Source organism: Lelliottia sp. GFLA7 (assembly GCF_056490165.1).
The window spans coordinates 1-486 of the sequence record NZ_JBWLAQ010000034.1; the positions used below are offsets into that span (position 1 = coordinate 1).

Genomic DNA, 486 nt, shown 5'->3' on the forward strand with positions numbered 1-486 from the left:
GACTGAAGCGAACTCGGCCGCGGCACTCGACCGTTGATGACCGCGTCGTAGGCGTCGCCGCGACTGAATCGGGCGTTCATCTCCGCCTGATCGACTTCTTGGTAGTTCACCTTGATCCCGATGTTCTCGAACTGCGAACGCACCGCAGTCGCGATCTCGACCACCGGCGAAACCCTTGCAGGAGCCATGATGTCGAGTTGGAGGTCGGTGATCCCCGCCGATGCCAGAATCTGCCGGGCACGCTCCGGGTCGAAGTCGTACCGGATCGGCGGCTCGTCGAGGTAGCCGACCATTCCTGGTGTGGCAGCCTGTGGGTTGGGCGTGCACTGACCGTGCAGGATCGACTTGTTGATGCCGTCCCGATCGATCGCGAAGTTCAACGCCTGGCGCACCTCGGGCCGAGCCATGTCGGCCGAGTTGGTGTTCACGTTTACTGCATACGCGGTGGACGGCGGGTACGAGTAGAACCCGAATCCGCGCCCCAGG

The 486-nt window shown here is 63.2% G+C and carries 1 protein-coding gene; it reads right to left on the reverse strand.

Going from position 1 to position 486, the window contains the following annotated elements:
• Positions 1-428, reverse strand: a 428-nt coding sequence (locus AC07RN_RS20995) for an ABC transporter substrate-binding protein (RefSeq protein WP_478337218.1), incomplete at its 3' end; no start/stop codon positions are given.
• Positions 429-486 lie beyond the last annotated feature (58 nt).